Origin of the sequence: Rhodococcus sp. ENV425, from assembly GCF_002887785.1 — a bacterium.
In the GTDB taxonomy this organism is placed as follows: domain Bacteria; phylum Actinomycetota; class Actinomycetes; order Mycobacteriales; family Mycobacteriaceae; genus Rhodococcus; species Rhodococcus aetherivorans.
On sequence record NZ_PCZU01000302.1, the window covers coordinates 956 to 5,988 of the forward strand.

At 75.3% G+C, this 5,033-nt stretch carries 1 protein-coding gene; it reads left to right on the forward strand.

Annotated features, from left to right (window positions below; all coding sequences use genetic code 11):
• A partial coding sequence (locus CQZ88_RS28640; protein WP_258008865.1) for a non-ribosomal peptide synthetase occupies positions 1–5,033 on the forward strand: 5,033 nt, incomplete at both ends.

Below are 5,033 nucleotides of genomic sequence, written 5' to 3' on the forward strand. Positions count from 1 at the left end.
CGCCGCCGGCTCCGGGCGTCTGCTGCTGGTCGTACACCACCTCGCCGTCGACGGCGTGTCCTGGCGCATCCTCGTTCCCGACCTCGCGGCCGCGTGGGCCGCCGCCCTCCACGGCACCGCGGTCGAGGAGCCCCCCGCCGGCACCTCCGTGCGGCGCTGGGCGCACGCCCTCGTCGAGGCCGCGCACCGGTCCGACCGCGTCGCCGAACTCGACCGCTGGACCGCGATCCTCGACGGTGACGACCCGCTGCTCGGGGACCGTCCCCTCGACCCGGTCGTCGACACCAACGCCACGGTCCGCACCGTCTCCACCGACCTGCCCGCCGACGTCACCGCCGCGCTGCTGACCGCGGTGCCCGGCGCCTTCCACGGCACCGTCAACGACGGCCTGCTCACCGCCCTGGCACTGGCGGTCACCGCCTGGCGCCGCGACCACGGCACCGACGTGGACGACGTGCTGGTCGGCCTCGAGGGACACGGCCGGGAGACCGCCGTCGCCCCGGGCGCGGACCTGTCCCACACCGTCGGCTGGTTCACCACCATCCATCCGGTCCGGCTCGACCTGAGCGGTGTCGACCTGCCGGACGCGCTGCGCGGCGGCGACGCCGCCGGTGCCGCGATCAAGGCCGTGAAGGAACAGCTCGCCGCCGTCCCCGACCACGGCCTCGGGTTCGGCCTGCTGCGCTACCTCAACGCCGGCACCGCCGTCCGGCTGCGGACCCGCCCCGCCCCGCAGATCAGCTTCAACTACCTCGGCCGCCTCACCCCGGCCCTCACCGAAGCGGACACCCCGTGGCTGCCGGTGGACGCCTTCGACCGCGGCGGCGCCCAGAGCCCGGACATGCCGGCCGCCGCCGCCGTCGACATCAACGCCGTCACCGTGCCCACCCCCGACGGGCCGGTGCTGCGCGCCACCTTCTCCTACCCGCAGCACCTGCTCGCCGACGCCGACGTCGTCGCCCTCACCGACCGGTGGGCGGCCGCGGCCGCCGCCCTGGCCCGGCATGCCCGCGACCCGCACGCCGGCGGCCTGACCCCGTCCGACGTGCCCCTCGTCGCCCTCGACCAGCCCACCCTCGACCGCCTCGAACGCCACTACCGGGCGGCCGGGCACGACACCGGCCTGGCCACCGTGTGGCCCGTCGCCCCGCTGCAGGCCGGGTTGCTGTTCCACGCCCTGCTTTCCGCGCAGTCCGCCGACGCCTACGTCGTGCAACTCGTCCTCGACCTGCACGGCACCGTCGACCCGGACCGGCTGCGCCGCGCCGCGCAGGTGCTGCTCGACCGGCACCCCAACCTGCGGGCCGCGTTCGCCGACGACGGCTCCGGCGGCTTCGTCCAGGTCGTCCCCGCCCGCGTCGAACTGCCCTGGACGGTGCTGGACCTGACCGGCCTCGACGATCCGGACCGTCAGGCGGCGCGCCTGCTCGACGAGGACCGCCGCACCCGATTCGACACCGCCGTCGCCCCGCTGCTGCGCGCCACCCTCGTCCGGGTCGCCGCCGACCGGTACCGGCTGGCCCTGACCAATCACCACATCCTGCTCGACGGCTGGTCCACGCCGCTGCTGGTCAAGGACCTGCTGCTGCTGTACGCCACCGACGGCGACACCGCCGCCCTCGACCGGCCCCGCAGCTACGGCGACTATCTGCAGTGGCTGGCCGGGCAGGACCCCGACACCGCCGCGGACGCCTGGGCCCACACCCTCGCCGGTCTCGACGAGCCCACCCTGCTCGCCCCCGCGCACCGCCCCGGCCGCACCGCCGCGGTCTCGCAGGACCTCGACCTGGACCTGCCGTCCGGTCTCGCCGCGCGCCTCGACGCCGTCGCCACCGACCGCGGCGTGACCGTCAACACCGTGGTGCAGACCGCGTGGGCGCTCGTGCTCGGCGCGCTGACCGGCCGCCACGACGTCGTCTTCGGCGCCACCGTCTCCGGCCGACCCCCACAGGTCGCCGGCATCGAGTCGATGGTCGGGCTGTTCATCAACACCGTCCCCGTCCGGGTCACCGTGCGGCCCGCCGAGACCCTCGGCGCCCTGCTCGACCGGGTGCAGGCCGAGCAGGCGGCCATGCTCGACCACCACCACATCGGTCTGAGCGCCATCGAACGCCGCGTCGGCGCCGCCGCCGGCTTCGACACCCTCACCGTGTTCGAGTCCTACCCGGTGGACCGGGCCGGGCTGACCGAGGACACCGACATCGCCGGGATGCGGGTGGCCGGCATCAGCGGCCACGACGCCGCGCACTACCCGCTGAGCATCGTCGCGCACCCGGCCGGCACCGGCGACACCGCGACCCTGCACCTGCGGCTGAAGTACCTGCCCGAGGTGTTCGACCGCCCGGCCGTCGAGACCGTCGCCCGCCGCATCGAGCGGGCCCTGACCACCCTGGCCACCGATCTCGACGCCCCGGCCGCGGCCGTCGACGTGCTCCTCGACGACGAACGCGCCGTCCTCGCCCCGGTCCGCGGTCCCGCCGGCGGCACCACCCGCACCCTGCCGGAGCTGTTCACCGCGACCGCCGCCGCCCATCCGGACGCCGTCGCGATCGTCGACGGCGCCGCCCGGTGGACCTACCGCCGGCTCGACGAATGGTCCACCCGCGCCGCCCGCGTCCTGCTCGACCTCGGCGTGGGTCCGGAAACCTTCGTGGCCCTGGGGATTTCGCGATCGTTGCACTCGGTGGCCGCGATGTGGGCGGTCACCAAGACCGGCGCCGCGTTCGTGCCCGTCGACCCGAACTATCCCACCGACCGCATCGCCTTCATGCTCGCCGACAGCGGCGCCACCCTCGGCGTGACCACCGCCGCGCACCGCGACACGCTGCCGGACACCGCCCGCTGGCTCACCGTCGACACCGACGCCTTCGCCGCCCGGCTCGCCGACGCCTCGACCGACCCGATCGGCGACGCCGACCGCCGCAGCCCGCTGCGCCTGGACCACCCCGCCTACCTCATCTACACCTCCGGCTCCACCGGCCGCCCGAAGGGCGTGGTGACCACCCACCGCAGCCTCGAGAACTTCGCCCTCGACCAGCGCAGCCGGTTCGGCGCCGGCCCCGGCGCGACCGTCATGCACTTCTCCTCGCCGAGCTTCGACGCCTCGATCTTCGAATACCTGCTCGCGTTCGGTTCCGGTGCCACCCTGGCGGTCGTACCGCCCACCGTGTACGGCGGCGACGAACTCGCCCGCGTCCTACGCGCGCACGGCGTCACCCACGGCTTCATCACCCCCGCCGCCCTGGCCTCCCTGCCCCCCGACAACCTCGACGCCTTCGCCGAGCTCGCCGTCGGCGGCGAGGCATGGCCGTCGGAACTGCGCGACACCTGGGCGCCCGGCCGGCGCCTGGTCAACGCCTACGGCCCCACCGAAACCACGATCATGGCCGCCATCAGCGCCCCGATGACCGTCGCCGGCCCCATCACACTCGGCGGCCCGCTGCGCGGCGTCCGCGCCCTCGTCCTCGACGCCGCCCTGCGCCCCGTGCCCGCCGGCGTCGCGGGCGAGCTGTACCTCGGCGGCCTCGGCCTGGCCCGCGGCTACCACGCCCGCCCCGACCTGACGGCCGGCCGGTTCGTCGCGGATCCGTTCGGGGCGCCGGGGGAGCGGCTGTACCGCACCGGCGACGTGGTGCGCTGGACCGACGCCCTCGAACTCGAATACGTGGGCCGCTCCGACTTCCAGGTCAAGGTCCGCGGCTTCCGCATCGAACTCGGCGAGATCGACGCCGCGATGTGCAGCCACCCGGGCGTCGCATTCGCCGCGACCCTCGGCCACACCGCCCCGTCGGGGGAGACCGTGCTCGTCGCCTACGTCCTGCCCACCCCCGGACACGACATCGACGCCGACGCCCTGCGCGCGCACGTCGGCGACCGGCTGCCGGCGCACATGGTGCCCACCGCGGTCGTCGTCCTCGACGAGATCCCCCTCACCCCGGTCGGCAAGCTCGACCGCCGCGCCCTGCCCGCACCGGACCTGTCCGGCGGCAGCGGCGACTACGTCCCACCCGCCGACGCACTCGAAACCGCCGTCGCCGGGGTGTTCGCCGACGTCCTCGGCGTCGACCGGGTCTCGGTCACCGACAGCTTCTTCGACATCGGCGGCAACTCCCTCGTCGCGACCCGCGCCGCCTCCCGCCTCGGCGCCGCCCTCGGGGTCGACCTCGGGGTGCGGGCCCTGTTCGAGGCCCCCACCGTCCGCGCCCTCGCCGCCCGCCTCGCCGAAACCCCGGGCGCCGAACCCGCCATCGGCACCGGACCGGCCCGGCGCCCGCGTCCCGACCGCATCCCGCTGTCCCCGGCCCAGCAGCGCATGTGGTTCGTCAACCAGTTCGACACCAGCTCCCCGGCCTACAACATCCCGCTCGCGATCCGGCTGACCGGCCATCTGTCCGTCGCCGCGCTCGACACCGCCGTCCGCGACGTCCTGGCCCGGCACGAGAGCCTGCGTACCGTCTACCCGGCCGGCCCCACCGGGCCCGTGCAGCGGATCCTCGACGCCGACGACGTCGGCCTCACCGTCGACGTCGTGCCCGCCACCGAGGACACCGTCGCCGCCGCCGGAGAGTTCGCCGCCACCGGATTCGACGTCACCGTCGACGTGCCGCTACGGGCGCGGGTGTACACCCTCGGCCGCGACGACCATCTCGCCGTCCTCGTCGTGCACCACATCGCCGCCGACGGCTTCTCCACCGCCCCCCTGGCCCGCGACCTGATGACCGCCTACCAAGCCCGCACCCGCGGCGACGCCCCCGCCTGGGCGCCGCTCGAGGTGCAGTACGCCGACTACACCCTCTGGCAGCTCGGCCGTCTCGGCGACGCCGACACCCCCGGCTCCCTCGCCGCCACCCAGCTCGACTACTGGCGCACCACCCTCGCCGACCTGCCCGAGGTCCTCACCCTCCCCACCGACCGGCCGCGGCCCGCGCAACGGTCCTTCCGCGGCGACGTCGTCCGCTTCCCGATCGACGCCGCCCTGCACGACCGCCTGACCCGCCTCGCCCACGCCCACGGCGCCACCGTGTTCATGGCCG